Source organism: Mesorhizobium sp. M0833 (genome assembly GCF_040319905.1).
GTDB lineage: Bacteria > Pseudomonadota > Alphaproteobacteria > Rhizobiales > Rhizobiaceae > Mesorhizobium.
Genome location: NZ_JAMYOQ010000008.1, coordinates 1 through 26,320 on the forward strand (window position 1 = coordinate 1; position 26,320 = coordinate 26,320).

Genomic DNA, 26,320 nt, shown 5'->3' on the forward strand with positions numbered 1-26,320 from the left:
CAGACCGTAACCAGGTCGCGGTCAAGCACATCCTCCACGTACTGCGGGTCGAACACGTGAAAGGTGATGTTCCTTGCCCGCCCGCGGAGTTTCACGGTTTTCGTCCCGGCGCTCTGCAAGCGACCACCTTTCAGCCAGCGGTGCCGTTCGGCCGTCGAGATCGTCAGAATGTCCTCGATTTTCACGGGGGATTACGGGCAGGTCTTCGATATTCTGCAGTGCTTTGGATACGATCCTGAATACCACCTGCACATCATTCTCGGCGCCCTCAGACAGGCGCAGGGTAAGCACGCGGGACTCGAGATTGAGCAATTTCCTGAACTCCGTTGGGAGGCGGGCGCGTATTTCGAGAAAAATACCCGTCGCTCTGACGGACGATCCAAGCGTTGCAGCCGGGCTTAAAGGCCACTCTCCAATCAGCTTCGCTGTTGCATCGGTTTTTCGGCGCGTGGACATGCCCCTTTATATAGGTCACTGATTTTCGGCAGCGATGAGCCGATCGCAAAGCCAACAAAGTTCTAATCCGCCAGCGGTCTGAACCACGATGCTCTAAAGCCGCAACCACGATTGTTAGCGGGGCCGCTGATTGTCGTCGCCTTGCGTTTACCGACATTGTGCTTCACCCGTTCCGGCCCTCTTCTTAAGCGCAGTAACTTTGAAACAAATCCTGCCGGCAGGCGTTCCAGCATGGCGGGCGGCGTTGCCGGAGGACCCAATGCCCGACGAATACAATGACATCGTCATCCCCCAACACCACGATGCATCGCCACTTCGGGAGGAGGAGTATTTCGTCCTCTGCCCGGCGTGCGGCCAAGCGTTCGACATCAGGTGTATGGCAGAGGCGCTTCATCACAACGAGCTAGGCCACGAGCCATACGACCTCGACTCGTAGTCGGCAGTGATCGACGACCGTCGATGAGTGTTTGGATATGTCCGTTCACGGCCTCTATGCGAGCCGGGTCGAGACCAACACCGAGGGTAAGCTCTCGCTCATGTGGCCGGTCGCGTTGCCGATCGGGCTAAACGAATCCCTGTCGCAAGGGCGGGACCTTCGTCGGCACGCTATGTCTTGACAGATAACTTGCGGGCTTTCAGCAACGACTTGATGCCGTTGCGGTCGTTGTCGATGCGGCCGCGGCCGTGACCAACCGAAAGCTTCGACAACGCATCCACCACATGCGACAGGTTGTTGTTCATCCAGGGCGACGGCGCCTACTCCACCGCAACCATGTCGCCCAGTTCTGTCACGACGCTCCGAAGCAGACCTGCTCCCGGCATCGGGTGCCGGGACCAACATGTGATCTCCATAATGCGTAAGAGCCGGAGGCCCATCGCCGGCGACAAGGCGCTCATTGCAGAGAAAGGTTACGATCGACCGGATCGTCTCCTTCGACAGCGCACACGTGCGACACGTCCTGGACGGGCGCGCCGACTGTTGCCGAGAGCGACGATCGCAAATCCGAACGCTGGACGGCAGGTGAGGCGCGGTTGCGATAGGCCAGATCTGACTTGCTTCACCAGTAATCCGAAGACGCCAGGGACGCACTACGCTGGACGCGTGCCCTAGCCGTCGAGCTCCCATTTATCCGACCGTCCGCTCCATATCCGGCTGGACCGCGCTGCACCCTTGGGCTGTTCAAAGGGTTTGGCATCTTCCCTACGCCGACACCGGCCGTTGTATCGCCGGAGCGTCAACCCGCTGAAGTCCGGCGGTGCTTTCTCAGCCGAGTGATCGCCGACTTGTCGACCGTGATCACCCCGCCGCAGTCAATCCGCACAGAGAGTTGTTCGCCCCGCGATCGATGCGGGTGACGTCCCCAACCAGAACCACTCGGTGGCCGGCCCGGATTTTGGGTGGCGGATCAATCGTATAAGGATGGTCATACGAAGGAATGCTCACTCTGGCGCGGCCGCTAGGGAGAATCGCGATGACGATACCTGCCAGCGCCACCTCATCGCCGACCTCAAATATTCGCGAGGCATGTTAACGTGCAGCATGGTCTTCCTCCCGATGCCTTCCTAATTCACGCTTTGCTAAATTAATGCCGGCCAACCAGGTTGGTTGCTTGCAATCGACTTCGTACGGTTCCGCACAATTCCAAGCTGGGGTATGCACTCCCAGTTGGCCTCGGATCGGCATTGTGTGCATCGAATTCTGCAGAAATGGCTTTACATTCAGCGATGACTTTGGCGCGCCCGGCCCCGTGTTAGAGGAGCGGCGGACTTCCTCTCGATCCGGCGATGGCCACAAACGAGGAGCGTGGAGCGGAAGTCGATCTTTGCCTTCAGATACGTCATTCCGGTAAATTCGAAAAACGCCGACGCCGGAAGCAGGTATCGAGCGCGCTGCAGCGCCTACAAGCAATTTTGTGTTTCTCTTTGGCGGCAACGATCGGTGGGCACCCTCGATCGTTGCCGTCCGCCGCCGCTCCTAGTAATCGACATCGAGCCGGTGTTAACCAGCCTCCGCGCCGAGCCCGCACTTCACGATCAATGCGTTCCCACCCGATCACCGCTTGGCGCTGTCGCTATCCGCCTCGGCCCGCGCAAGGAACTGCTCGGTTGTTGAGGGAAGATGGGTTTTCAGCCAATCCGCCATCAAGACTTCCTCTCGCAGGTTCTCTTCGCAAGCCCGAAGAACCTCGGTTTCGCCGAGCGATCGAGCAGCGGCAATCAGGATCGTGTAGGAGGCTATTTCCATGTGCTCGAACGTGTAACTGGCGAGTGATCCTTTCATCACCTCGTCTCCGGCGAAGACACCGCTCAGCGATTGCGCCATCGCGGTCAGCTTGCCGCCAGCGTCCTTCATCATGGATGAACCCTCATCCATCTGATCGAGACAAGTCTTCAGCCGGGCAGCCTGCTGCTTGGTCTCGTGGAGGTGCTGTCGGATCCGGTCGCTCAGTTCGGGATAATTCTCGATACGGCTCAACTGCCCGTTCAACATCGTTTCGGCCTGCTCTTCCATGGCATGAGCATCTCTAAGCCATTGGACAAACCATTCGCGGCTTTCTGACATCTCGAATCTCCTTTGCGATGTAAGGAAAAACTTTCAGAAGAGGACATTGTTCCGAAGTAGAGCCCGCCGAACGACTCCTGACAGTCGTGGCGGGTCTCAATTCACCTCGCGAAAATCCTGCAGCGATGCGGGTGAGGGCCAAGATCGCGGAAGATCGGCGCCAGGAAAACGGACCATGAACGCGAGACGCGCCGATCAACCACACGTGCTCCCCGCTGCGCGTTCCATTACAAAGTCCAACTGGCACTGGCCTGCGTCCTCGCCATCCCACGCGGCGACATGTTGAAGCTGCCCCGCATGGCATACCGCGACCGCCGTCTGTCGTTCCGGGCAAGTAAGAACGGCAAGCAGGTGAAACTCCCAGCGCTCGGCGAAGCTGAAGTGGTTTCTCGACGAGGCGCTGATCGCGGCCGCTGGCGCTCCGCATTGAGACTCGTGCCTCACCGCACCATCACGGTCGCAAGGAACGCGACGGGCTCTCCGCTCGTTGATTGCTTTTCGAATCGAGCCGCCGTCATGCCTCCACATCGATACGCAAAACGGAATACCATCCCGACATCCTTTCGGTCTGGTTCGTGGCCAGAGGTATAAGAGATACGAGTTTGAGGGGGTACTGCCGGAAACCTTTGCGGCGTTCCGGGCCGCGTTCGCCAGGGGCCGCTATTTCAACGAACATATCCGCAATTGTTTCCGGTACCATCTACTTGCGAGCGACAACGACCCTGGATGACCTGACCTGCCGGTCGCTCAATCGTCCAACCGACGCGTTGCCGCTGTTGCGCTTAGGGTCGCTTACGGTCGGCGCTCGCTTGGAAACCCCAACCCCTGCGTGCCCCCCGCCTGATGCAAAGCGCTTGATCGGTCCCGCCGTCATGGATTGCGGCGGGACTTTGGTGGGTCCGGGAACATGGGGCGCGAAGAAGGTTCGATGCACGCAGTACATCCTCCATACGATATTGCTGCACGATCGGTGGTGCTCCGACCAGCCCGCGTCTGCTCAATCCAGAGACGCGGGCTTTTCGGTGAGTGTCCTGCGTCAGCGCGCCATCAGGTCTGTTCAGCGCTAGAATAGAGGCGATCGCGTATCTATCTGACCGAACGCAAAAAAGAAGCCAGGCGTGCCCCACTGAAGCACAAGCAAGCGCAAGGGTTCATGGACTGATGCTCGGCTGGCGGCAACTTGCTCACCAGCCGAGTTTATCTTAGTCGGTGGTCGGGGGAGACCAGCCACGCTGGTGATTCCAACCTGAGCCGATGTGCCAATCAGCAACCTTCGTCGGTCTTTTTCACCTGGCCCGGCGCGGCGGTATTGGCTGTCGTGTCCTGCTGACCAGGCGCCGCCTGCTGAGCGCTGCCAGTCTGCTGGCCGGGCGCGCAGTCTCTGGCCGAGTTCGGATTTGTGGTGCCGCTGGTGGTGGTCGTGTCGGTGCCCTGATCGCCGGACATGTTGGTCCCGCTGGTCGTCGTGCCGGTGCCCTGATCCGTCGTGCTGGGCATGGTTGTGGTGGTCGAGGTGCCGCTCGTCGAGCTTCCGCTCGAAGTTCCGCTCGTCGTCTGGGCAAAGGAAAGCCCAGCCGACACCGTCAGCACGGCCGAAGCCAAAAGGATGCGTTTCATCTTCTTTCTCCTGTCTGAAAGCGCGGGATGCGCCTGGCAAATCCAACAGGTAGACAGAAGGAGTGTTCCCCGATGAAGTTCAACTTTTGTAACTCTGGTCGTACGTCAGCCTTAGGATGGCGGGCGTATATTAGAAGCCTCTTGAAGAAGACGCTGCCCGCACCAGAATCCATGGCATGGCTCGGGGAATAGGCATTGGTGACCAGGTGGCGATTACTGCACGGTTCGAAGGCGGATAACAGAGGACCGCGTAAGCGTCTCTATCCCAGGTTACGACTTCCCACATTCCATCATCGATCACACCAAGGTAAACCGAGGCCAGCAAATCGACCGGAAAGGCGAGGTCACGCGCATCGACGAGGACACCGTGACGATCGACCTCGGGCCGCTGGTCACGGTCGACCGTGACAAGGTCCGGCTAATGGAGAAATATCGGCCGCCAAAACGATGAAAGGCACTTGTCGTTGCCCCGGATTAGAACCGACAACATCGCGACAGGCTATGAGGGCAGGCCGCATGACGGGCCGGTAGAGGACGAGTCGAAGCACATGGTCTACTGCCCAGTCTGCGGCCAAACGTTCGACGCGCGCGATCTTGGACAGGTGTTCCACCACGCTGAGCCGCAGCACGAGCCGCTTCCGGTCGAGCACTAGTCCAGCTAGTTGAGCTCCGGCAGACCGACGTTGAGACCCTTCAGCGCGCCACCGACGTACGTTGGATGAGAAAAGGGTGCTGCGTGCACCGCGCCTTCCCCGCGCGCCGATGTTCCACCTGGACCGCAAAAAAGTCCCGCCGCACTGCCAGAACGGCGGGACCGATCAAACGCTTTTCACCAGGCGGGGGGATGCGGGGGGTGGGCTTGCCAAGTGAGCGCGGACCGTAACCAACCCTAAGCGCAACAGCGGCAACGCGTCCACCAACCGCCGGTTGGAGCGACAGGACGATTGAGCCGCCGCCAGGTCAGGTCATCCCGGGTCGCTATCGCTCGCAACCAGCCGGTAGCGGAAATTGTTGCGGATGTGGTCGTTGAAATAGCGGCCCTTGGCGAACGCGGCCCGGAACGCGGCAAAGGTTTCCGGCGGTACCCCCTCAAACTCGTACCGCTTGCCGCTGGCGACGAACCACACCGAGAGGGTCCTTCTATCCAGATCATATTCCATCTTGCGGATCGAAGTAGATGGCATGAGCGCACCACAGGCCGAGGCCCGCGCCTTGCGGGGAGCGCGGGCCGATCGGGATACCGATCTGCAGCAATACCTGGAGGGGAGGATTCGCTGCCTGCACCGAACTTTCGCGGCGGTCCCGTGTTCCATCGAGATGCACAAAAAGCTAGCTGCACCTTTCGGCATCACGCGGACGTTGGATTTCTGAGAAAGCGAGCGTCAATACTGCTTCTGGCGATGGAATTTTCCCGTGAGATAGGCACCCTCCACGGCGAAAGGAGTGCCCCGTCCTGACCGTCCTCGCCTACAACCTTGCCAATGGTATCAAAGGATTGTGGAGGATCGTCTTCGTGCCGGACGAACTGCATCTGTATGTGGAAGTCAGCGAGCCAGACGCCGACACAAACCCGGTTGATTGGATGAGCGTTGATGATTTCCTTGCATGGCGGCCGAAAGGCGCACTCCACGAGCGAGCGCGCGACAGCTTGGTTTCGCTCATTTGCAAGGCGTTGACAGGCAAGGGAAACCCACGCCGAGATCAAGTCCGAGCGCCGCGGGCGGGCCTATTCGACATTCGGAAGGCCCCGCGACGATGCCGCCAACGCGATCGCTAAAGTATCCGTTTTGATCAAGGGGTTTGAGGGGCCCCATTTTCGCTGCGCCTTGAGGAGAGCGTTTGCGAGGATGATGAGCTTTCGCATCAATGCGGTGATGGCGACCTTGGAGGGTTTTCCTGCCGCCTTTAGGGTCTGGTATTTTGCCTTGAGGTCGGGGTTGAAGCGCATGGCGACGAGGGCCGGCATGTAGAGGGCCTGGCGAACATTGGCCCGGCCGCCGCGAATGAAGGCGCGGCCGGTCCATTTGCCCGACTGACGGGCGACCGGAGCGAGGCCGGCGAGGCTTGCGGCTTCTGGCGGCTCGAGGGTTCCGAGTTCCGGCATATCGATGATGAGCGCGAATGCGGTGGTGTGCGAGACGCCGGGTATGCTGGTCAGGATGTCGAGGCGCTGGGCAAGGTCGGGATCGGCTTTGAAGAGAGTAAGGATCGTCTGATCGATATCGGCGAGCTGACGTTGGATCTGCTTCAGCCGCTCGCCGTTGTGGCGCCTGAGCAGGGCAAGGATCAGGGTCTTGGCTCTGTTCCTGGCTGCGGTGCGGTCCTTGATCAGAGCCGCACGGGCCATGTGCAGATCCTTGAGTTCATTGAGGAGGGCGCTGCGAGGCGACCGCGCCGTCAACGCCAGCACTGCCCCCATGCGCGCCAGCATGGCGGCGTCGCATCGGTCGGTCTTGGCCAGCTTGCCGGTCGCCTCCGCGAAGTGGCGTGCCTGGCGCGGATTGACCTTGACCAGTGGCAGTCCGGCCTCGGCGAGCCGGCACTCAAACCCGCGATGGTAAGCTCCGGTCGGCTCATAGACGATCCGTGTAACCTCGGAGCCGATCCAGCGCATCAGCGCCTTGTGGCCCTTGGCCGTGTTGTCGAAGCGGCAGCTCTCGCCGTCGGGAAAGCGAAAGGCGTCCAGCGCCTCTTTCGAGAGGTCGACGCCAATGGTAATGTCTGTCATCTTTTGCCGTGCCTCTGCTTGTCATGCGCAGCTCAAACTGCGCGTATCCGTTCAGGCCTTCGGGAAAAGACGAGGGTGATCAAACTTTAGCTCGGCCCTCAAATGGCCAGCGCGTCGACGATCCATCCCTCGCCGCTGAGGGGAGAGCTGCTACTCTCTCCCAGCGATTCATTCTCGGCTCTTCGCAATGAAAGTCATAAGACAAGCTCTTATCGGTGAGGCGCGCGGGCTTGGCTTTGAAGCGTCAGCGGAGCGAGATTTGCACCTTTCGCTCGGTGGTCGCATTTTCGATGTCAATGTCGCTGACGTAGTTAAGCTTTCTCACGAACTCCGCGTACGACCAGGCTGGCGTTCGTCAATCGCCTCCTGCAATCCGAGACCAGAACCAGGATCGACCTTGCCGCGATGCCGCCGGACGGCGTTGCCCGATGTAGGGCAGCGTGGTCGCGGCTCGTCGGGCACAGGACAGGTGTTTTTCATGGCGACCCTAACAAACAAGGCCTATAGTTTCTCGCTCGCCGACGGTGACTTCTACTCGCCGGAGTCTGGCGCCCGGCGACACGGGACTGGCCTGAGGCTTATGCCATCCTGACGATCGAGGCGAACGACGACGTGGCGCCCTTCCACGACCGGCAGATGGCGGTGCTGCGGCGCGATCAGCGGATGGTTTGGCTCGACCGGACCGGCTTGGAAGAAGAGCTGCTTCGGCCGTTGCCTGCCGGCACGTTCGTGGTTTCCAAGCCTCGCGAAGCATCTGCACAGGCGGTGCTCGCATTTTGAATCAAAAACCCGAACTTCGTGATTGGCGTCGCCCTGCGGGCCGGGCTGTTGGCGGAGCTGAATCGAAAGGGGGCTTCAGCCGTTCGGGCAGCCATCCCTGACGCGCACTGGGGCTGTCGTGCGAAGGAGGGGTCCATGTTTACCGCGATCTGGTAATGGTCGAACACAGACGGGCGATTCGGCGGCGTTGGCGAGCCGATGCCCGTAGGCTCATCTTGGCCGAATAGGTCAACGCAATTACGAGGCACCGCGCCGCGCGACCCGAGCGCGCCTGCAAGGTGACACCGGCGAGTTCTATCACTGGGCCAAGATCGCCGCCGAGGTCGGCCGGATCGCGCTGCAGGCGGCGATGGATATTGACCCGGTCCGCGCGATCGTGACCGAGGAAGAGCGCCGCGATACCTGATGGTAGGTGGTGTTGCCGCTTGCGCGCTGCGGCCGGCAAGGGAAGCTCCGCCGCGGCCTGCAGTTCCGGCAACCCGGCACTATCGCCGAGTTGCCGGCCGCGCCCTTGCCCGCCTTGCTCTTCGCGGCATCCGGTTCATGCCCCATAAGCTTGGGGCGGGAATCGAATAGAAAGGAGCGCGTCAGGGCACGTGTAGGCGAATATGGAAAAAGCAGAACTGGAAGAGCTGAAAGAAAAAGTGCCCTGCGGCGCTGTGCTCGAGCATTGCGGGTTTGCGCTCGATCTAAAGGAGAGCACGCGCAGGGCGATGAAATATCGCCGCGGGGACGCGATCATCATCGTCATCCACGACGGCAAGGGCTGGTTCGATCCGCTTTCGGACGCCAAGGGCGATGTCTATTCGCTGGTCCAGCATCTGGACGGCTGCGATTTCCTGGAAGCATTCGTTCAGGTCGCATCCCTGGTCGGCTTCGTGCCCTCGGAGCCCGCATGGACCCGGCAGTCCCGGGAACGGGAGCCGGACCTTTCCATCACTGAACGTTGGCAGGCTCGGCGCAAGCCTTGGCGCGGATCGGCGACATGGCGCTACCTGTGCGACAATCGGCATATTCCAGAACCGGTGATCCGCACCGCGATCACTCGGAACGACCTGCGCGAAGGCCCGCATGGCAGCATGTGGGCGGCACATACCGATGCGGCCGGCATCGTCACCGGTTGGGAGGAACGCGGCCCGGAATGGCGCGGCTTTGCGACGGGCGGCAGCAAGGTTCTGTTCCGGCTTGGTCCGGCAGACGCCGGCCGCGTTTGTGTGACCGAAGCCGCTATCGACGCCATGAGCCTTGCTGCGATCGAGGCAAGCAGACCAGACACGCTCTATGTCAGCACCGGCGGCGGCTGGTCGCCAGCGACTGACGTGGCCATTCGCCTGGTGGCAGAGCGGCCGGAGGCACGGCTTGTCGCGGCCACCGATGCCAATCCTCAGGGCGAGGTCTTCGTCGCTCGCCTGCGCGAGCTTGCCTTCGAGCTCTCTTGCGAGTTCGAGCGGTTGAAGCCGGCGGCCGAGGACTGGAACGCGATGCTGAAACCAAGAACCACGCAGCAGCGCTGACAACCACTACCTGGGGAGCATTCCTGGGGTTCAACATCGGTTTTGCCGTCGTCGTGTGGACCAGTAGCGGAGCGCCCAGCCGGCCTCGGCATGCTGCCGCAGTGCCCTCGACGTCCTGCCCTCGGCTCCCGGAATGTAGATATCCAGCACGATCTCGCCCGTGCGTTGTGGTTGTGCCAAGCAACATGAGTGCAATCACGGCTGTTGGTCGCGCCCGTGCATGAGAGCCGCTGCGCGCGACCAAATTGGGGAGGGAAATGAGGCGGCGAGAAGAAAATCAATTCCGGCTGCCGCATGCCCGCCGGTCGCCTCAAGGGTGAAGCTTCGCCCGGCTGGCGCCGGCCCTTTGACCCGCCCGGACGGAGAGGCGGCCGCGGGGAGGGGTCCGCAAGGGCTGAAGATGATGGTGACGTCAAGAGGATGAACCGCGCTCCAGCCCCGCAACTGGCCAAGGAGCCCGCTATGAGCCCCGTCTCTCCCTCCCGCAAGATCTACCAGGGCGTCGCCGATCGCCGGCAGATGTTCCGCCTGTTTGACCGTCATGCCCAGCGCCCCGATCGCTGGCAGATTGACGACAGCGCGTTGTTCGTCGGCGAATGGTTCGAGATCGCCCGAGCCGACCACGACTGCATGCTCGAAATCCTGCCGCCGCTCTGGATGCGGGGTGAGATGTTCGCCATGCGTGAGTTCCTCACCGACTCGATCACCAGCATCTTCTATACGTTACGCATCGACGGCCGGATCCGGTACTTCCATGCCTATTGCGACCTGAATGTCGCTCGCTCTCCTGTCGAGATGCGCGACACTATCGTCGAGCGCGAGACCTGGCCGGTGAAGGCGATGACGCAGGAGGAGCGCCTGGAGCATATCTGGAGCGCCACCCATGACGAATATCGCGGCTATGCCGGCGAACGCTTCTTAGCCCAGCACCGCGGCAAGCGCACCGTTCTCGTCTACGGCCGGGGACGGACCGAGCTCAAGCTGCTCGATGATCTGACCGACGAGGAGATCGCGGCCAAGCTGCCGGTGCATCTGCGGCACCTTCCCGTCAAAGCGGCGGCGTGAGGTGGGGCAATGTTCACCTTTCCCATTCTTGGCATCCGCAAAGTCGTCGACCGCGGGATTTCCGATGCCGCCGTCAATGGCGGGTTCCGCAATCCCTATTACGGTGCCCGGCCCGGTGAGGGCGAGAAGCCCGGAATCTGGCTTGTCGGCGACGAGGGGGTCTACATCATGTCCAACGGAAAACTCGCCGAGGGCGAACGTCCGCTCGTCATCTATTCAGAGCAATGCCATCCGTCCGGCAATCCCGACTGGTGGGACTACAAGCGCCGCCACTTCGGCGGCGATGACGGCATCGAGTTTATCGAAGCCGAGCGGTTGATCCCGCTCTTCGACCGCAACATGCGATCGACGCACCTCAACCTGGAGCTCACCGAGACCGAAATCGCGCTCTCGCTGATCACCCGCTGACCTCTTCCGAACCCACGCCGCAGATCCCCGGCCGACGTGCTCGGCTGGCGTTCGTGCGCGCCATCCCTTCAGGAGACACCACAATGTCCAACGACGATCCCTTCACGCTCGACCTGTTCAACAACACCGCCCTTTCGTCCGGCCTCGGTCTCGGGATAACGGCCTTCGGCGGCGACTTCGACATCAACGACCTCGAGGATGACCGGCCGTCCTCGGCGCCGGAGGCGCGGAAATCGCCGCCCGGCCCGCTGCCGGCTCCTCGACCCGACCGCGCGGGCGAGCCAGTCGCGCGAGGCGAGAACTTCATTCTCGAAGGCGATCGTGGTCTTGCCACAGGCTGGAAGCAGCGCGCGAGCGACAACCTGGCGGCTATCCGGCTCGCCGCCAAGATCGAGGCCGAGGATCGTCCGGCGACTGCCGACGAACAGGCGCGGCTCATGCGGTTCACTGGCTTCGGGGCCTCGGAGCTCACCAATGGCGTGTTCCGGCGTCCCGGCGAGGACGGTTTCCGCGCCGGTTGGCATGAGATCGGTGCCGCACTCGAGGAGGCGGTCTCGGACCAGGACTACGCGTCGCTGGCGCGCTGCACGCAGTATGCGCATTTCACGCCCGAGTTCATCGTCCGGGCGATCTGGGCCGGGCTGCAGCGTCTCGGCTGGCGCGGGGGCAGGGTGCTCGAACCCGGCATCGGCAGCGGGCTGTTCGCGGCGCTCATGCCGGCGGGACTTCGCGACCAGGTGCATCTCACCGGTGTCGAGCTGGATCCGGTCACCGCCCGCATTTCCCGGCTGCTGCAGCCGCGGGCGCGTATCGTCAACGCCGACTTTGCCCGTGCCGATCTGCCGGCAGTGTTTGACCTCGCCATCGGTAATCCGCCCTTCTCCGATCGCACCGTCCGCTCGGACCGCGCCTATCGATCCATGGGGCTGCGCCTGCATGACTATTTCATCGCGCGGTCCGTCGATCTCCTGAAGCCGGGCGGATTCGGGGCATTCGTCACGAGCGCGGGGACAATGGACAAGGCCGACAGCTCTGCCCGCGAGCACATCGCAAAATCGGCCGATCTCGTCGCGGCAATCCGCCTTCCAGAAGGCAGCTTCCGCGCCGAAGCCGGCACCGACGTGGTGGTCGATATCCTCTTCTTCCGAAAGCGCCAGCCAGGAGAGGCCGAGGGCGATGTCACCTGGCTCGATCTCGAACACGTCCGTCCCGCCGATGATGATGTGGGCGCAATCCAGGTGAACCGCTGGTTCGCGCGTCATCCCGATTTCGTGCTCGGCACGCATGCCACGGCCTCCGGACCTTTTGGCGAGGCCTACACGTGCCTGCCGGTCGACGGCGTCGATCTCGACCAAGCGCTTGCCGATGCGATCTGTCTTCTCCCGGGAGCCATCTACGACGGCACGCCCGAGGTCATCGATCCCAGCGCCGGCGACGATGGGGAAGGGGAGACGCTGCCCGACGCTTCGTCGATCCGCGAGGGTAGCTATTTCATCGCGCCGAACACGGCGCTGATGCAGATGGTCGACGGCGCGCCTGTGACGATTCCCGCGCGAAAGCGACGCGGCGCCGAAGGCGTGCCCGACAAGCACGCCCGCATCATCCGAAAGCTTATCCCGATTCGCGACGCAGTGCGCGAAGTCCTCAAGGCCCAGGAGCTCGACCGGCCCTGGAAGCCGGCGCAGGTCAAGCTGCGCATTGCCTGGTCGAACTTCGTCCGGGCCTTCGGTCCGGTCAACACCACGGTCGTGTCCACCACGGAAGACCCGGAGACCGGGGAGGTGCGTGAGACGCATCGCCGGCCGAACCTGCAGCCGTTCCTTGACGATCCCGATTGCTGGCTGGTCGCTTCCATTGAGGACTATGACCTCGATACCGACACGGCTCGGCCCGGCCCGATCTTCACCGAGCGGGTGATTGCGCCGCCCTCAGTGCCCATCATCACCTCGGCCGCCGATGCCTTGGCCGTGGTGCTCAACGAGCGCGGCCATGTCGATGTCGATCACATTGCAGAATTGCTGCATGTCGATGCCGAGACGGTGATCGCGGACCTGGGCGGTACCATTTTCCGCGATCCGGAAAGCGGGTCATGGCAGACGGATGACGCCTATCTCTCCGGCAAGGTCCGCGACAAGCTCAAAACGGCGCAAGCGGCTGCCGCGCTCGATCCGGCCTTCGATCGCAATGTCCGGGCCATGGTCACGGTCCAGCCGGCCGACCTCGGTCCATCCGACATCACCGCGCGTCTCGGCGCGCCATGGATTCCGGCCGCCGACGTTGTCGCCTTCGTCAAGGAGACAATGGGTGCCGAGATCCGCATCCACCACATGCCCGAACTGGCCTCATGGACTGTCGACGCCCGGCAGCTCGGCTGGATGGCCGCCGGCACCTCCGAATGGGGCACCGAGCGCCGTCATGCCGGCGAGCTCATCGCCGATGCGCTCAACAGCCGCGTGCCGCAGATATTCGACATCATCAAGGAGCGCCAAGCCGAGAAGCGCGTGCTCAATGTCGTCGATACGGAGGCGGCCAAGGAGAAGCTGACCAGGATCAAGACGGCATTCCAGAGCTGGATCTGGTCCGATCCCGACCGGACCGACCGGCTGGCGCGGGTCTATAATGACCGCTTCAACAATATCGCGCCGCGAAGTTTCAACGGCGACCATCTCCAACTCCCGGGCGCCTCTGGCGCCTTTTCTCTTTATGGGCACCAGAAGCGCGGCATCTGGCGCATCATCTCTGCCGGCGCGACCTACCTCGCCCATGCCGTTGGCGCCGGCAAAACCATGACCATGGCGGCCGCCATCATGGAGCAGCGCCGCCTCGGGCTCATCGCCAAGGCCATGCTGGTCGTGCCGGGCCACTGTCTCGCGCAGGCGGCACGCGAGTTCCTCGCGCTCTATCCGACCGCACGCATCCTGGTCGCCGACGAGACCAACTTCACCAAAGACAAGCGGCACCGCTTCCTGTCGCGGGCGGCGACCGCGACCTGGGACGCGATCATCATCACCCATTCGGCGTTCCGCTTCATCGGCGTGCCGTCCGCGTTCGAGCAGCAGATGATTCAGGACGAGCTCGAGCTCTACGAGACGCTGTTGACCAAGGTCGAAAGCGGCGATCGCGTGTCGCGCAAGCGTCTCGAGCGCCTGAAGGAGGGCCTCAAGGAGCGGCTGGAGGCGCTCGCCACCCGCAAGGACGACCTGCTCACCATCTCCGAAATCGGCATCGACCAGATCATCGTCGATGAAGCGCAGGAGTTCAGGAAGCTCAGCTTCGCCACCAACATGTCGACACTCAAGGGTGTCGACCCGAACGGCTCGCAGCGCGCCTGGGACCTCTATGTGAAGTCTCGGCTTCTCGAGACGAAGAACCCCGGACGGGCGCTTGTACTCGCGTCGGGCACGCCGATTACCAATACGCTGGGCGAGATGTTCTCGGTGCAGCGCTATCTCGGCTATGCCGCGTTGTCCGAGCGCGGCCTGCACGAATTCGACGCCTGGGCGTCGACCTTCGGCGACGTGACCACCGAGCTCGAATTGCAGCCCAACGGCAAATACAAGCCGGTGACGCGTTTCGCCACCTTCGTCAACGTCCCCGAGCTCATCGCCATGTTCCGCTCCTTCGCGGATGTCGTGATGCCGGCGGACCTGCGCGACTATGTGAAGGTGCCGGCGCTCTCGACCGGCACACGGCAGATCAGGACCTCCAAGCCCTCGTCGGCCTTCAAGCGCTACCAGCTCCTGCTCGATGCTCGCATCAAGGCGATCGAACAACGCGACCGGCTACCCGAACCCGGTGACGATATCCTGCTCTCGGTCATCACCGACGGGCGCCATGCCGCGATCGACCTACGCCTGGTCGATGCCGACAGTGACAATGAGCTCGACAACAAGCTCAACGACCTCGTCGGCAATGCTTTTCGCATCTGGCAGGAGACGGCGGACGTTGCCTATGTCCGTCCGGACGGCAAGCCGTTCGAGCAGACCGGCGCCGCCCAGATGATCTTCTCCGATCTCGGCACGCTCAGCGTCGAGAAGACCCGGGGCTTCTCGGCCTATCGCTGGATTCGGGATGAGCTCGTGCGTCTCGGCGTCCCTGCCTCCGAGATCGCCTTCATGCAGGAGTTCAAGAAGTCGGAGGGCAAGCAGCGGTTGTTCGGCGATGTCTGCGCCGGCAAGGTCCGCTTCCTCATCGGCTCCTCCGATACGATGGGCACCGGCGTCAATGCGCAGCTGCGCCTCAAGGCTCTTCACCATCTCGACGTGCCGTGGCTGCCCTCGCAGATCGAGCAGCGCGAGGGCCGTATCCTGCGACAGGGCAACCAGCACGACGTCGTCGACATCTTCGCCTATGCCACGGAAGGGTCGATGGATGCGCAGATGTGGCAGAACAATGAGCGGAAGGCCCGGTTCATCGCGGCAGCGCTTTCAGGCGACACCTCCATCCGCCGGCTCGAGGATCTCGGCGAGGGACAGGCGAGCCAGTTCGCCATGGCCAAGGCCATTGCATCGGGCGATCCGCGCCTCATGCGGAAAGCCGGCCTCGAAGCCGACATCGCCCGGCTCGAACGCCTGCGCTCGGCCTATCAGGACGATCAGTTCGCCATCCGCCGCCAGATCCGCGACGCCGAACGCGACATCGACTATTCGACACGTCGCATCAGCGAGATCGCCGAGGATCTTGAGCGTCTGGTTCCGACCGCGGGCGAGGCCTTCCGGATGCTGGTCGGCGACGCGATCTTCGCCGAACGCAAGCTCGCCGGTCGGGCGTTGATGAAGGAGATCCTGACGCTGGTCCAGCTCCAGCACGCCGGCGATGTCGCGATCGCGACGCTCGGTGGCTTCGAGCTCGAATACTCCGGCAAGCGCTTCGGCCAGGATGGCTATCGGTACGCCACCGTGCTGATGCGCACCGGGGCCGAGACGGAAATCGAGCTCCCCGTGACCACGACACCCCTCGGTGCGATCGCCCGCCTGGAGCACGTCCTCGCCAGCCTAGAGGACGAGCAGGAGCGTTATCGGCATCGGCTCTCTGACGCCGAGCGGCGCCTCGCGTCATATCGTTCGCGCGAAGGCGGTACCTTCGCATTCTCGGGTGAGCTGGCCGAAAAACGCCGACAGCTTGGCGACATCGAGAAATCACTCGCCCAGGACGTCGCGGACCCCAGGACGGGAGTGGTGGAGGTGGCTTAAGGTCGGCCTCCCTTAGCCTCTAGAGGCGTCAATCTTCTCGGACAGCCAGGTCTTGATAAGGGACTGATAGGGCACGTCGCGCTTGTTCGCCGCGACCTTGATCCGTTCGAGCAGGCTATTGGGCAGCCGCAACGAGATCGAGGTCGACGACGGCTTGAGGTTGGGCAGGCGGACCCGTTCCGCCTTGCTCCAATCGACATGCTCACTGGAGTCGTTGGTCTCCCAGAAGGCACGCTCCTCGGCCTCCGATGCAAAAGTCGGAACCGGCTTAGCTGTCTTGGTCATAGTAGCCTCGCTCCTTGCGGCTCATATCCCGGGCGGAAATCACCCGGATCTTGGTGTCCTTGTCCCGAAGCGTGAAGGTGATGTGCAGCAGCCTTCCGTCATCGGTGCGCCCCAGAGCATGAATTCGTTGCTCGATGGCGCTGTGCTTTGCGTCGGGAACAGTCAGTAACGGCTCGTTGAAGAAGACCTGTTCCGCCTCGGCCTGGCTGACCTCGTGCTTGTCGATGCTCTTGCGGGCATTGCCTGCATCCCAGTCGAAGCCGGCAATCCGTTCCCATTCAATCATCAGTGTATATTGCCATAATATACACGGATTTCAAGCTCCGTGAGGCGTGAGGGCTCCGCCCTGCAGATTTGGACAACATGGGGGGAGGAAAATGGCGGGCAAGGAAAACCCGCTCGCTGATCGATCGGACCGGTGGCGCTGACGCTCAACCGCCAGCCTCGCAATCCCGGCCGCGTCGTCCGGCGCAGGGCTGAAAGCCCCGCTTGGCCTGCCGGGCAGGGATGCTCACCAGGCAGTTGCACCGGCCCGCCCGCTCCGCGGGCCGGGGGATGTCTTCGGAAAGAAGACGAGAAAGGACCGGCGAAAAGGCCGCGTCCGCAACCCTCCAAGGAGCATTCCCATGGAACTGAAATTCGTTGATCCGCGCTCGCTCAAGGACAATCCCGACAAGGCGCGCCGCTCCAAGTCCAGCCCGCAGGCCGACGCCCTGCTGCTGGCGACGATCAAGGCTGTTGGCATCGTGCAGCCGCCCATCGTCGCCGCCGAGGCGGATGGCGGCAACGGCTTCGTCATCGACGAGGGCCACCGTCGCGTCAAGCAGGCGATTGCCGCCGGCCTCGAGGAAGTCGCCGTTCTCGTCGTTCCCCGCGCCGAGGATGGCGGCGCCATGCGTTCGCTGGTCACGACGATCGCGCATGAGCAGCTCAACCCCGTCGACCAGTGGCGGGCCATCGAGCGTCTCGTGGCGCTCGGCTGGACCGAGGAGGCGATTGGCATCGCGCTCGCCCAGTCGGTGCGGCAGATCAAGAAGCTGAGGCTGCTCGCCAATGTGCTGCCGGCGATGCTGGATCATATGGCAAAGGGTGACATGCCCGACGAGCGCCAGCTCCGCGCCATCGCGGCCGCCTCGCTCGAGGAGCAGAAGGAGGTCTGGAAGGCGCACAAGCCGACCAAGGGCGATCCCCAGGTCTCGTGGTGGGCCGTCGCCAACGGCCTGGTCAAGACCCGCATGTATGCGCGTGACGCCAGCTTCGGCGACGATCTGCGAGAGGCCTATGGCATCGCTTGGGTCGAGGACCTGTTCGCGCCGGCCGACCAGGATAGCCGCTACACCACTGATGTGGAGGCCTTCCTCGGCGCCCAGCAGGAATGGATGACGCAGCACCTTCCCAAGAAGGGCGTCATCGCCGAGACCAACAGCTGGGGCGAGGTGAAGCTGCCGCCCAAGGCCGAACGCGTCTACGGCACGCCCAAGAAATCGGACCACACCGCGATGTATCTCGATCGCGAGGGCAAGGTGAAGTCGCTTCACTTCCGCATGCCCGAGACGAAGAAGGCCAAGGGCAAGAGCGCGGAAGACGCCGGCGGCGACGACGAGGCGATCGTTGTCTCCAAGCCCCGTCCCGACGTCACGCGCAAGGGCATCGAGATGATCGGCGACCTGCGCACCGATGCCCTGCATGAGGCGCTGTCGCGCGCGCCCATCGAGGACGACACGCTGATGGCGCTGCTCGTCCTCGCCTTCGCCGGCCAGAACGTCCGTGTCGATTCCGGGGCAGGCGGTGACCACGGGTTCGGCCGCCGCTTCCCCCGTCACGCTGCGACCCTGTTCGATGCCGAGGGCAAGTTCGCCTTTGACACCGATACGCTGCGCATCGCCGCGCGCGGCGTGCTGATCGACGTGCTCTCGTGCCGGGAAAACATCAGCAAGTCCGGCATCGTGTCGATCGTCGCCGGCAGTGCGATCGGCGCCGATGGGTTCCTCGCCAATATGGGCACGGAGGACTTCCTCTCCTGCCTGTCGCGTCCGGCGCTCGAAACCTCGTGCAGCGATACGCCGGTGCTGCCGCGGGCGCGGGTGAAGGACACCCGCGCCGCCCTCGTCGAGCACTTCAGGGAGGGCCACTTCGTCCATCCCGCTGCCCTGTTCGCGGCGGACGGGGCCGGCCTCGCCGAGTGGCTTGCCAAGAGCGCCGTCACCGAGGTCGAGGACGACGATGGCCCTGACGAAGAGGGCGTCGTCGCCGGTGAGGACCGGGTGGTCGACGGAGCGCCGACCGACGAACTCGAGGAGGGCTATCGCGAGGCGGCCGAGTAGGACCGCGCCAACTCTCTTCTTCGATCGCTTTTCCGCCGCCGGGGCTCCCGGCGGCGGTTTTGTTTTCACCTTCCCGAACAGGAGGACATCATGTCCGCACATGCAATCTTCGAACACGCACCCATCGGCGCCATCGTCGCCTGGTCAGACGGAACGCCGCGGCCGCCGGAGCGGCACCGCAGGAAACTCGACGCCTGGAAGAACAGCAACAGCCAGGGACGGCTCATCCGCAAACAGGGCGGCCGCGACATCGGCACGCTCGACCCATACGCGAGCTTCACCCTGCACGAAGCCGACTACGGCGCCGGCGGCGTCATCGCCATTCGCGTCCACCGGACGTTCTCGGTGGGCTCCAGCCTGCACTTCACCATCATCGAGCGCCCGTCTGTCGGTTCGGTGCGGGTCTTTGATCGGTCCGGCGACTATGCCGATCTGGTTCATCTCGCGCCGCATCGCGCCGCCGCCGAGCAATGGTTGTCGCTGCACGGCTATCCGAACGCTGTGTTCGAGGAGGTCGCGGCCGATGAGGCCGCCGCCGATGCCGTCGAGGGGAGGGCGGCGGCATGAGCCAGGCACTTCAACCCTCAGATTCACCCGAAGCCCCGGATGCGTCCGGGGCTTCGTTTGGGTATAGCGCCGACGGCATGCCGGTCGCCCTTGTCGGTCAGAACGCCTATGCCATGGCGCCCGGCCGCGACGGGAGACACTATCTCGCCAGCGGCTGGCGTATCGCCCGGCCAATGGCGGAATGGAGCCGCTCGGACTTCTACGGCCATGGCGGTGACCTCGCCGACGAGAACGCCTTTCGGGCGAAAGTGCTCGAGCAGGCCCAGAACTACCTGGAAAAGCGTGCGCTCGGCCGCCGCGACATTCCCGGTGGCGCGCACACGCCCTGGGGGCCGTCGCAGGGCGCCACGGTTTATGCCGAAGGCGTCACCTCGCACTCGACCGCTGGTCACGGTGGCTTCAAGCTCTCGGCCGAGCGGAACCGCAAGGTCCATTCGATGCTCCGCGCCGCTGGCGGATGGTACGAAGACGACGAGTGTTGGGCGATCGTTGCCATCACCTTCCCGAACCTCTTCACCGCGCTCGAGCGCCGCTACGCCGAGCGGACCATCAAGGCTTCCTGGCCCGACGCGTGGGAAGCAATCTTCGGCACCATCCTCGCCCCGGGCGAGTCCCGCAAGAAGGACCAGCGTGCGTTCGAGGCCGAGCACGCCGCTGACTGGATTGTCGTTTCAGCGATCACCTCGGAGGAGCAGAAAGGGTTCGTCGAGTGCGTCGCCACGCCCAGCGGTAAACGCGGCACCGGCACCGAGGAGCGCCGCTTTCTCGTCCCTGCCGACGAGTACGATATGGGCCGCTTCGGCTTGGTCATCGATCCGGACCGGCATGCCGTCTATGCCGGACCGTCTAGTTTCGTCGGCTGGCGGGGGAGGGGGTCGCCATGACCCTCGCGCCCGAGCTGCGCCGCCAGCTCTCCTGCATGGAGGAGGCGCGCCGACAAATGCAGCGTCAACTGGACATGGTCGACCGGCAGATCACACGCCGCATGACCGCGCTGATCCCCGGCCTGCTTCCACGCCGGACACACTATCGTCGGGGCAAGGCGCCCGATCCTGGCGCGTTCCTCGAGCGCTATCGGTCCCAGCTCGCAGCTCTAACCGCTGAGCGCCAGCCGGAACTCGACGCCCTGTCGCGCAAGCTCGCGCGGCAGGAGCAGGCGATCGCCAGGTTCCTCGACCGGCACGCCGAAGCCGCCGATACGAGCGAGCAGGTCTAGCCGTGCCGCTGTTCGGCCGACATGGCCAACGCTGCCGATGATGCCGGATGCGACAAGCACGCGAGCGACCATCGTGGCAATGGTGGTCGCGGCAGCGATCCTGCAGGATCGAGACCCACGAATTGGCAGATGGTCATGACCGCCTGTCCTTCGGTTCCCATTGTCGAAATCGAGGCCCGTGCCGGCCCTCCCTCGGGCTTCCTGCGGTCCTGAACCGGCGGCCGGTCGCTTCAAGGCCGCGTTCCGCGCCGCGGGGCGGCCGGATCGAACCGGTCTCGACATGGCAGGCCCGCGTCCCGCGCGAGGGCTGAAGAAGCCCTGCTGGGCCGCAAACCTTCCATGCTCGCCTCGGTCCGCCCGGACCCTGAAACGCCCGTCATTCCGCCGGTTCTTGTCAGACCGCGCCCGAGGGAGGGCCGGCACGGGGCCGGTCCGAGCTTCGGGAACCTGAAGAAAGGACATGCCATGACCAAGAAAGCTGCCACTTCCCGCCCGAGCGCCCGCGTCGTTCCGCTCCGCAAAGGCACCACCCTGCAGATGGTCCGGCTCGCGTGCCCCGACGCCGCACAATGCTCCCTCATCGCCGAGAGCTTCGGCCTCCCGGTCCTCGACAGCGACGGCATCCGCGACCTGCACGAAAAGCTCATCGTCGACACAGCCGCGGCCCTCGACGAGGGACTTGGCGAACGCGCCATGCAGATCCACCTTCAGCGCATCGTCGGGGCGTTTGTGGGTTCCGCCCACGGCGCCGGCCAGTTCTACAGCCGGGCAGTGACCGAGGCCCGTGACGCGACGGCCAAGGCCGCCTGCGACGACCGGGACGAGGATGTCGGTGGTCCGGTCGGCTTCGACAGCGCCGCCCAGCGCAAGCGCGAGTTCGCGGCCGACATGGCCCTCCAGGCCCACGCACTTCGCATGGCCGCCGAGGGCGCCGTCACCGCCTACGAGCACGTTGTCGGCGAGGCCTGGAAGCCCTTCGAGCGGCCCGTGGAGATTCCGGGCCAGTCCATCGACCGCAAGGCCGCCGAGCTGCAGATGGCGGCCTTAAGATAAAGCCTTGGGCGGAGCCTCGGCTCCGCCCGCTTCTTCATACCCAAAGAGACCATAAAATCGGAACGGGTCCACAATGTGCGAAGGGCGGCTTCGCGCCCATCTCGGACGCTCAAGCAGGTTTGAGCACTTCCTGAAAGCGGACGTATCTCATCGGCTGGTTCTCTCGGTTCCTGACCGTTGCAGGCCCTAAAACTGACGAGCAATGAATTGGAAAGTCGGATGACGACTATTGGCGGTTCTGGAGTGTGAGCGACCGTCGGCTGCCGGGGCCCGAGAGTGCCGAAGGCCCCTATAGCTATCACCTCCCGGTGGGAACTGTTCCACCGTTCTGACGGCCAAGGCGTGCTTTGACGACAGCACCGAAGAAAACTGCTATTGGGTGTTTGTGTGCCGTGCATTCGTAGGGGGCGAAGCTGGGGAACAAAATCCGTGAATGGCAAAGCCCGCTCGATACCTCTTTAGGACCTGGCGTGACCGCGGAGGAAGTGGCACGTGGCGTGGACCTTGCCGGTCAAGTTGCATTGGTGACTGGTGGTTCCTCCGGGCTGGGCCTGGAAACCGTCCGAGTGCTGGCAGCATGCGGCGCCAGGATCTGCGTACCTGCGATTGACCCTCTCGTCGCCCGAGCCGCTTTGAGGGGAATTGACGGGGTAGAGGTCTGGTCCCTTAACTTAATCGATGGCGTCTCAATCAAAACCTTTGCCACGGCCTTTCTCGAGCGGCAAAGCCGACTTGATATTCTGGTCCTAAACGCGGGCGTGATGGCCAGGCCGCTGTTCCGCGATCAAGAAGGTCACGAGGGCCATTTCTCTATAAACTATCTCGGGCACTTTCGGCTCACGGCACTGCTATGGCCAGCATTGATTGCGGCGGCAAAATCTCGAGTGGTTATCCTTTCGTCCCGAGGCCATCAGATCTGCGATGTCGATCTCGACGATCTGGATTTTGTAAGACGTCCCTATGATAAATGGATGGCCTACGGCCAATCAAAAACTGCGAACGCACTTTTCGCGGTCGCGCTCGACACGCGGGGCCGCCGTCACGGGGTTCGTGCCTTTTCGGTACACCCCGGAATGATAATGACACCAGGGATTCGGCACCTGTCACGATCGGAACTCGACGCCTTCGATGCCGTCGCGCCAGATGGGTCCCCCATCATTGATCCGGCGAGGGATATGAAAACCGTGGGGCAAGGCGCCGGGACGACGGTCTGGTGCGCTACTGCGGCAGTGTTGGATTCGATTGGCGGTGTCTATTGCGAGAATTGCGACGTCGCACTCGTAGAGCCCAGTGAGGGGTTTGGGGTGCGTCCCTATGCGATCAACCTGGAGAGGGCCGAGAAGTTGTGGCGCGCGAGCGCAAGGCTGACCGGATTGGATATCGCAATAACCTGAGGCACCATGTCGACCCTTGAGGCAGGTCCGCGCCAAAAGACTGCCAGCGTCAAGCCCGCAGAAATGATCGACGCCGCATTACCTGAGGATCGTATGTTACTTCGAAGATAAATTGATCATAAATTCGTACGTTATTTGACTAGGCACGCTAGATCTCCTTCGCACCGTCACTCTATACTATGTGCCGACAACGCTCCGTTATCAGGGAAGGATAGAATGCAAGCGCAAGCTTCCGCGAAGGCACCCGCCGCAGATTCGGCGCTCGCCTTTGGCTCATTCCTGCTCCATCCGGGGCGACATCTTCTGCTCAAGAACAACGAGCCCGTCTCGATCGGCTCCCGAGCGCTCGAAATACTCATCGCGTTGACCGAGCGACCGGGCGAACTGGTAGCGAGGGGTGAATTGACAGCGCGAGCCTGGCCCAACACCTTCGTGGAGGAGTCGAACCTCAGAGCTCAGATCGCATTACTACGCAGGGTGCTCGGCGACGATCAAGCCGCTCCGCGATACATCGTCGCCGTTCCGTCAAGAGGCTATCGGTTCATTGCGACTGTCACCCGCACTCAAGTTGAAAACGAGCCCGAGACGCACGCCGCCCTGAACAACCTTCCAAGACCGCTGACGCACCCCATCGGACGTGACGAAGCGATCAAGACCGTTGAAGGGCGCTTTCAACGGTTCCGTATGGTCACCATTGTCGGACCAGGTGGCATCGGCAAGACAACCATGGGCTTTCGCGTGGCAGAACAATTGTTGTTATCGCATGAACATGGCCTTTGCTTCGTGGACCTGGCCCCGATCACGAATTCCAAACTCGTCCCTTCAGTCTTGGCCTCACAGCTTCGCCTCCCGGAAACATTGGGGGATCCGACCGCGAGCCTCATCGCGCACCTTCGCGGGAAACATATGCTGCTCGTGCTCGACAGTTGCGAACTCGTTCTCGAAGCCACAGCCCGTCTGGCGGAGGCCTTGCTCCGGGAAGCGCCAGAAATTGCCATCCTTGCCACCAGCCGCGAGGCGTTGCGGGTGGAGGGCGAAAGCGTCTACAGGCTCCCCCCTCTCGACATGCCGCCTTCCGCGGCCGGCCTGACTGCCGCCGACGCGTTGGAATATCCTGCCATTCGCCTGTTCGTCGAGCGGGCGACCTCTTCCGGAAGCGAGTATTCGTTCAACGATGACGAAGCTCCCGTGGTCACCCATATATGCCGCCAACTCGATGGGATCGCCCTCGCGATCGAGCTCGCCGCAGCGCGGGTGGAGGCATTTGGCACGCGCGGTATAGCGGAGCTTCTGAATGACCGTCTGCGGCTGCTGACGGGCGGTCGGCGCACCGCTCTCCCCCGCCATCAAACCCTGGCAGCGATGATCGACTGGAGCTACGGGGCGCTATCAGAAGGTGAGCAGAGGGTTCTGCGCCGGCTCGCAATGTTCGCAGGAGACTTCGGGCGGGTGGCGGCCGTCGCCGTCGCAACCGACCCGGATGCCACGGAACGCGATGTGCTAGGTCATCTCGCTGACCTCGTCGCCAAATCCCTGGTGGCGGTCGACGCTCGGGGCAAGGCCGCGCGATACCGTATTCTCGACACGACACGGGCCTTTGTTCTGGAAAAGGTGCGGGAGGAAGGAGAGCTCAATGCCGTCATGCGGCAACTCGCGAGCTATCTGTGCGATGTCCTAGGGCATTCGCAGGAGGAAGTCGAAACCCTGCCGAGGGAAGAATGGCTTTTGAGGTATGCTCCGCATATCAACAACGTGCGCTTCGTTCTGGATTGGGCCTACTCGGGGCAGGGCGATATAGAAGTTGGCCTCGCGGTCACCGTCGCCGCCATTCCGATGTGGTATCAGCTTTCTCTAGTCGACGAATGCCTGACCAGTGTCCAGCGCGCGCTGCTAGGCATCGACCCGGGAAAGCGACGAAACGAGCACGCTCGTCAGATCATGCAGCTCTACAGGGCGCTTGGGCTCTCCCAAGCATTCAAGATCGGCTTCGCGCCACAAGCTCCGGCCGCTTTCGCCAAGGCGTTGGAGATATCGGAGGAGCTGGGGGACGTCGACGCTCAAGCAGAGGCTCTTTGGGGCTTGTGGGTAGCACAGGTGGGCATGGGTGACTACAGGGCGTCGCTGGGAAACGCCGAACGTTTCGTGGCGCTCGCCCAAAGCGGACTCGATCGGTTCATCGGTGACCGAATGCTCAGCATGACCCTGTTCTGCATGGGGGACTTCCGTGGTGCCCGCCGTCACGCCGATCTCATGTTGGCCCACGATATCGCCGCTGAAACCGCCTCCGCGAGTTCAGTGCGTTTCAGATTCGGCCAGTCGGTTTCGGCACGAATCCAGCCCGCCCAGCTCCTGTGGATGCAAGGCCTTCCGGATCAAGCAATCAAGGCAGTCCATACCGCCGTCGCGGCCGCGCGGGACTCGGGCCACGCGATCTCGCTGTGTGAAGCCTTGGCCCGCTGGTCATGTCCGGTCCTGGTTCATGTCGGCGACCTGGCGGCTGCGGATTCGGCTATCACCGAGCTACTCGATTTGGCCAAGACGAACGTTCTCGGCCCATGGGAGGTGTTCGGTCGGTGCTGGAAGGCGGCGCTTCTGATCCAGCGAGGGCTCCCTGAGAGAGGCGTACCCCTTCTCCGGAACGGGCTGGCTGAACTCCGCCAGGTAAAACTCTTCAACCTCTACAATGTCAGATTTCTCGGCTTTCTGGCCGAGGGCCTGTCTTCTCTGGGACAACACGTCGAAGCGCGGTCGCTGGTGGATGCGGCGATCAGCGCCAGCGAAGCGAAGGACGAGTTCTGGTGCGTCGCAGAACTCTATCGCCTGAAGGGCGATGTCCTTTGGCGCGGCGGCCACGACCTCGAGAGGGTCGAACGATGCTATCTCCATTCGGTCGAGGTGGCGGGGCGGCAGGACGCGCTGTCCTGGGAGCTGCGGGCGACCACGAGTTTGACGAGGTTGGCGCGTGATCGCGGAGACGCCGCTCGGGCACGTGCATTGTTGGCGGCGGTTTATAATCGGTTCATCGAAGGTTTCGACACAGCCGATATGGTGGCGGCCAAGGCTCTTTTGGCCGAGGTATCCTGATCTTCCCGCGCGGCTCCGCACGTTTGTGCTCCTGCTCGTCACAAGATTTCACTGCGATTCACTGGCTTGAGATC

At 63.0% G+C, this 26,320-nt stretch carries 21 protein-coding genes and 4 pseudogenes; 16 read left to right on the forward strand and 9 right to left on the reverse strand.

Annotation, left to right across the window (positions count from 1 at the left end; all coding sequences use genetic code 11):
- A pseudogene (locus tag NKH98_RS11155) lies at positions 1-456 on the reverse strand (hypothetical protein); the annotation flags it as partial.
- Between the two features lie 259 nt (positions 457-715).
- Here NKH98_RS11155 and NKH98_RS11160 point away from each other — a divergent pair.
- Positions 716-892, forward strand: coding sequence for a hypothetical protein (locus tag NKH98_RS11160; protein WP_352898365.1), 177 nt, complete (start codon positions 716-718; stop codon positions 890-892).
- A gap of 170 nt (positions 893-1,062) precedes the next feature.
- On the opposite strand, the gene NKH98_RS11165 is transcribed toward NKH98_RS11160, so the two are convergent.
- On the reverse strand, positions 1,063-1,197 hold the full coding sequence (locus NKH98_RS11165; RefSeq protein ID WP_352898367.1) for a hypothetical protein: 135 nt from the start codon (positions 1,195-1,197) through the stop codon (positions 1,063-1,065).
- A 1,312-nt stretch (positions 1,198-2,509) separates the two neighbouring features.
- On the reverse strand, positions 2,510-3,019 hold the full coding sequence (locus tag NKH98_RS11170) for a ferritin-like domain-containing protein (RefSeq protein ID WP_352898369.1): 510 nt from the start codon (positions 3,017-3,019) through the stop codon (positions 2,510-2,512).
- A gap of 487 nt (positions 3,020-3,506) precedes the next feature.
- Here NKH98_RS11170 and NKH98_RS11175 point away from each other — a divergent pair, with 487 nt between their 5' ends.
- Positions 3,507-3,749, forward strand: a complete 243-nt coding sequence (locus NKH98_RS11175; RefSeq protein WP_352898370.1) for a KTSC domain-containing protein — start codon at positions 3,507-3,509, stop codon at positions 3,747-3,749.
- A gap of 533 nt (positions 3,750-4,282) precedes the next feature.
- Here NKH98_RS11175 and NKH98_RS11180 read toward each other — a convergent pair.
- A complete protein-coding gene (locus NKH98_RS11180) occupies positions 4,283-4,636 on the reverse strand; it encodes a hypothetical protein (protein ID WP_352898372.1) in 354 nt (117 codons plus the stop codon).
- Positions 4,637-5,100: 464 nt separating this feature from the next.
- Between NKH98_RS11180 and NKH98_RS11185 the strand changes: the two genes are divergently transcribed.
- Positions 5,101-5,289: a hypothetical protein gene (locus tag NKH98_RS11185; protein ID WP_352898374.1), complete on the forward strand. Its 189-nt coding sequence runs from the start codon at positions 5,101-5,103 to the stop codon at positions 5,287-5,289.
- A gap of 312 nt (positions 5,290-5,601) precedes the next feature.
- On the opposite strand, the gene NKH98_RS11190 is transcribed toward NKH98_RS11185, so the two are convergent.
- Together NKH98_RS11190 and NKH98_RS11195 are read right to left on the reverse strand one after the other, a co-directional pair.
- Positions 5,602-5,820 carry a KTSC domain-containing protein gene (locus NKH98_RS11190; protein ID WP_023722567.1) on the reverse strand — a complete coding sequence of 73 codons (219 nt, stop codon included), beginning with the start codon at positions 5,818-5,820 and terminating at the stop codon, positions 5,602-5,604.
- Between the two features lie 620 nt (positions 5,821-6,440).
- A pseudogene (locus NKH98_RS11195) lies at positions 6,441-7,364 on the reverse strand (IS110 family RNA-guided transposase); the annotation flags it as partial.
- A 334-nt stretch (positions 7,365-7,698) separates the two neighbouring features.
- On the opposite strand from NKH98_RS11195, the pseudogene NKH98_RS11200 reads away from it, so the two are divergent.
- Together NKH98_RS11200 and NKH98_RS11205 are read left to right on the forward strand one after the other, a co-directional pair.
- Positions 7,699-7,865, forward strand: a pseudogene (locus tag NKH98_RS11200) (aminoglycoside phosphotransferase); the annotation flags it as partial.
- Positions 7,858-8,144: pseudogene (locus NKH98_RS11205) on the forward strand (SOS response-associated peptidase family protein); the annotation flags it as partial. The pseudogenes NKH98_RS11200 and NKH98_RS11205, both read left to right, overlap by 8 nt.
- Before the next feature lie 139 nt (positions 8,145-8,283).
- On the opposite strand, the gene NKH98_RS11210 reads toward NKH98_RS11205, so the two are convergent.
- Positions 8,284-8,622 (reverse strand): hypothetical protein, encoded by a 339-nt coding sequence (locus tag NKH98_RS11210; protein WP_352898375.1) that lies wholly within the window; start codon positions 8,620-8,622, stop codon positions 8,284-8,286.
- A 130-nt stretch (positions 8,623-8,752) separates the two neighbouring features.
- On the opposite strand from NKH98_RS11210, the gene NKH98_RS11215 reads away from it, so the two are divergent.
- From NKH98_RS11215 to NKH98_RS11230, 4 genes are all read left to right on the forward strand, one after another.
- Positions 8,753-9,658, forward strand: a complete 906-nt coding sequence (locus tag NKH98_RS11215) for a DUF3991 and toprim domain-containing protein (RefSeq protein ID WP_352898377.1) — start codon at positions 8,753-8,755, stop codon at positions 9,656-9,658.
- 462 nt (positions 9,659-10,120) lie between these two features.
- The gene (locus NKH98_RS11220) at positions 10,121-10,723 is read left to right on the forward strand and encodes a DUF1419 domain-containing protein (protein WP_352898378.1); all 603 of its coding nucleotides are present in this window, start codon (positions 10,121-10,123) and stop codon (positions 10,721-10,723) included.
- A 9-nt stretch (positions 10,724-10,732) separates the two neighbouring features.
- The gene (locus NKH98_RS11225) at positions 10,733-11,131 is read left to right on the forward strand and encodes a DUF3085 domain-containing protein (RefSeq protein WP_352898381.1); all 399 of its coding nucleotides are present in this window, start codon (positions 10,733-10,735) and stop codon (positions 11,129-11,131) included.
- A gap of 83 nt (positions 11,132-11,214) precedes the next feature.
- Positions 11,215-16,323, forward strand: coding sequence for a helicase-like domain-containing protein (locus NKH98_RS11230; RefSeq protein ID WP_352898383.1), 5,109 nt, complete (start codon positions 11,215-11,217; stop codon positions 16,321-16,323).
- Positions 16,324-16,335: 12 nt separating this feature from the next.
- Here NKH98_RS11230 and NKH98_RS11235 read toward each other — a convergent pair whose 3' ends face one another.
- Positions 16,336-16,608, reverse strand: a complete 273-nt coding sequence (locus NKH98_RS11235; protein WP_352898385.1) for a BrnA antitoxin family protein — start codon at positions 16,606-16,608, stop codon at positions 16,336-16,338.
- Complete coding sequence (locus NKH98_RS11240; protein ID WP_352898387.1) at positions 16,592-16,894, reverse strand: BrnT family toxin; 303 nt, start codon at positions 16,892-16,894, stop codon at positions 16,592-16,594. The genes NKH98_RS11235 and NKH98_RS11240 overlap by 17 nt, the downstream gene beginning before the upstream one ends.
- A gap of 340 nt (positions 16,895-17,234) precedes the next feature.
- Between NKH98_RS11240 and NKH98_RS11245 the strand changes: the two genes are divergently transcribed.
- From NKH98_RS11245 to NKH98_RS11275, 7 genes are all read left to right on the forward strand, one after another.
- A complete protein-coding gene (locus tag NKH98_RS11245) occupies positions 17,235-18,932 on the forward strand; it encodes a ParB N-terminal domain-containing protein (RefSeq protein WP_352898389.1) in 1,698 nt (565 codons plus the stop codon).
- Positions 18,933-19,022: 90 nt separating this feature from the next.
- The gene (locus NKH98_RS11250) at positions 19,023-19,499 is read left to right on the forward strand and encodes a UCP036055 family protein (protein WP_352898392.1); all 477 of its coding nucleotides are present in this window, start codon (positions 19,023-19,025) and stop codon (positions 19,497-19,499) included.
- Positions 19,496-20,383, forward strand: a complete 888-nt coding sequence (locus tag NKH98_RS11255; RefSeq protein ID WP_352898393.1) for a DUF7007 domain-containing protein — start codon at positions 19,496-19,498, stop codon at positions 20,381-20,383. Before NKH98_RS11250 ends, NKH98_RS11255 begins: the two co-directional genes overlap by 4 nt.
- The gene (locus NKH98_RS11260; RefSeq protein ID WP_352898395.1) at positions 20,380-20,715 is read left to right on the forward strand and encodes a hypothetical protein; all 336 of its coding nucleotides are present in this window, start codon (positions 20,380-20,382) and stop codon (positions 20,713-20,715) included. The genes NKH98_RS11255 and NKH98_RS11260 overlap by 4 nt, the downstream gene beginning before the upstream one ends.
- A 465-nt stretch (positions 20,716-21,180) precedes the next feature.
- The gene (locus NKH98_RS11265) at positions 21,181-21,768 is read left to right on the forward strand and encodes a hypothetical protein (RefSeq protein ID WP_352898397.1); all 588 of its coding nucleotides are present in this window, start codon (positions 21,181-21,183) and stop codon (positions 21,766-21,768) included.
- A 425-nt stretch (positions 21,769-22,193) separates the two neighbouring features.
- Positions 22,194-23,162: an SDR family NAD(P)-dependent oxidoreductase gene (locus NKH98_RS11270; protein WP_502894234.1), complete on the forward strand. Its 969-nt coding sequence runs from the start codon at positions 22,194-22,196 to the stop codon at positions 23,160-23,162.
- A 216-nt stretch (positions 23,163-23,378) separates the two neighbouring features.
- A complete protein-coding gene (locus NKH98_RS11275) occupies positions 23,379-26,246 on the forward strand; it encodes an ATP-binding protein (RefSeq protein WP_352898402.1) in 2,868 nt (955 codons plus the stop codon).
- Positions 26,247-26,320: the final 74 nt, after the last annotated feature.

Excerpts from the sequence above, each read along its gene's own strand:
- NKH98_RS11165 (WP_352898367.1), bottom strand. The coding sequence starts at position 1,197 with ATGAACAACAACCTGTCGCATGTGGTGGATGCGTTGTCGAAGCTTTCG.
- NKH98_RS11225 (WP_352898381.1), top strand. The coding sequence starts at position 10,733 with ATGTTCACCTTTCCCATTCTTGGCATCCGCAAAGTCGTCGACCGCGGG.
- NKH98_RS11215 (WP_352898377.1), top strand. The coding sequence starts at position 8,753 with ATGGAAAAAGCAGAACTGGAAGAGCTGAAAGAAAAAGTGCCCTGCGGC.
- NKH98_RS11245 (WP_352898389.1), top strand. The coding sequence starts at position 17,235 with ATGGAACTGAAATTCGTTGATCCGCGCTCGCTCAAGGACAATCCCGAC.
- NKH98_RS11240 (WP_352898387.1), bottom strand. The coding sequence starts at position 16,894 with ATGATTGAATGGGAACGGATTGCCGGCTTCGACTGGGATGCAGGCAAT.
- NKH98_RS11265 (WP_352898397.1), top strand. The coding sequence starts at position 21,181 with ATGACCAAGAAAGCTGCCACTTCCCGCCCGAGCGCCCGCGTCGTTCCG.
- NKH98_RS11250 (WP_352898392.1), top strand. The coding sequence starts at position 19,023 with ATGTCCGCACATGCAATCTTCGAACACGCACCCATCGGCGCCATCGTC.
- NKH98_RS11255 (WP_352898393.1), top strand. The coding sequence starts at position 19,496 with ATGAGCCAGGCACTTCAACCCTCAGATTCACCCGAAGCCCCGGATGCG.
- NKH98_RS11180 (WP_352898372.1), bottom strand. The coding sequence starts at position 4,636 with ATGAAACGCATCCTTTTGGCTTCGGCCGTGCTGACGGTGTCGGCTGGG.
- NKH98_RS11220 (WP_352898378.1), top strand. The coding sequence starts at position 10,121 with ATGAGCCCCGTCTCTCCCTCCCGCAAGATCTACCAGGGCGTCGCCGAT.
- NKH98_RS11235 (WP_352898385.1), bottom strand. The coding sequence starts at position 16,608 with ATGACCAAGACAGCTAAGCCGGTTCCGACTTTTGCATCGGAGGCCGAG.
- NKH98_RS11275 (WP_352898402.1), top strand. The coding sequence starts at position 23,379 with ATGCAAGCGCAAGCTTCCGCGAAGGCACCCGCCGCAGATTCGGCGCTC.
- NKH98_RS11160 (WP_352898365.1), top strand. The coding sequence starts at position 716 with ATGCCCGACGAATACAATGACATCGTCATCCCCCAACACCACGATGCA.
- NKH98_RS11230 (WP_352898383.1), top strand. The coding sequence starts at position 11,215 with ATGTCCAACGACGATCCCTTCACGCTCGACCTGTTCAACAACACCGCC.
- NKH98_RS11260 (WP_352898395.1), top strand. The coding sequence starts at position 20,380 with ATGACCCTCGCGCCCGAGCTGCGCCGCCAGCTCTCCTGCATGGAGGAG.
- NKH98_RS11170 (WP_352898369.1), bottom strand. The coding sequence starts at position 3,019 with ATGTCAGAAAGCCGCGAATGGTTTGTCCAATGGCTTAGAGATGCTCAT.
- NKH98_RS11190 (WP_023722567.1), bottom strand. The coding sequence starts at position 5,820 with ATGCCATCTACTTCGATCCGCAAGATGGAATATGATCTGGATAGAAGG.